Annotated in this window: 1 pseudogene; it reads right to left on the bottom strand. The window is 48.0% G+C overall.

The window, feature by feature from the left end:
- Nucleotides 1-561 (bottom strand): annotated as a pseudogene (locus L692_RS32060) (MFS transporter); the annotation flags it as partial.
- Between the last annotated feature and the right edge of the window lie 75 nt (nucleotides 562-636).

Below are 636 nucleotides of genomic sequence, written 5' to 3'. Positions count from 1 at the left end.
CACCCCACAAAAAAAGCCTCTATATTTAAATGAATACCCAACAAGAAACATTACAATGATTGTTGCAATTACATTCAAAATAATAAGGGAGTGGAACAAGCCGAAAAACAAGCTCAGCGAACCCACGCCAACAATCGGGATGATGAACCCTGAGTAGGATGCGGAGTAATAAGTTGAAATGACGCCCGCCCGATCTTCAGGACTGGGCGCAGTTCCAGCCAACTGCAGGCTGGCTTGAAATGCCCATCCGCCGCCGATCGCCTGAATGAATATTCCCGTCCACAAGAACCCAAGGTTTGTTGTCTCTCCGGAAATGATCATCAACCATGCGCCCATTAATAGAAAAAGGATGCCGAGCCGCAGCCGAGTGACAAGCTGCCTGGGCCGGGAAATCCGCTGCGCCAATCCGCCCCCGCCGAGAAGCAGCAGGATTAACAATCCTGAAACGGATAGATTGGAGGTATGGATAATATTTTTGGCAAAAGAAGGTATCAGGGACAGCACGATGCCATTGAGAGAGAACACGATAAATCCGGACAAGGCGATAAATGACCAGAACACGGGCCGGATATTCTTGGGGATACTGATTTTTGTTGAGCTTGTCTCATTTTTTGCCGAATGGTTGTCAGATATCGA

The organism is Paenibacillus forsythiae T98, assembly GCF_000520735.1.
In the GTDB taxonomy this organism is placed as follows: Bacteria; Bacillota; Bacilli; order Paenibacillales; family Paenibacillaceae; genus Paenibacillus_AQ; species Paenibacillus_AQ forsythiae.
Note: the sequence above shows the minus strand (reverse complement) of the source record. Positions and strands in the feature narration are given on the sequence as shown.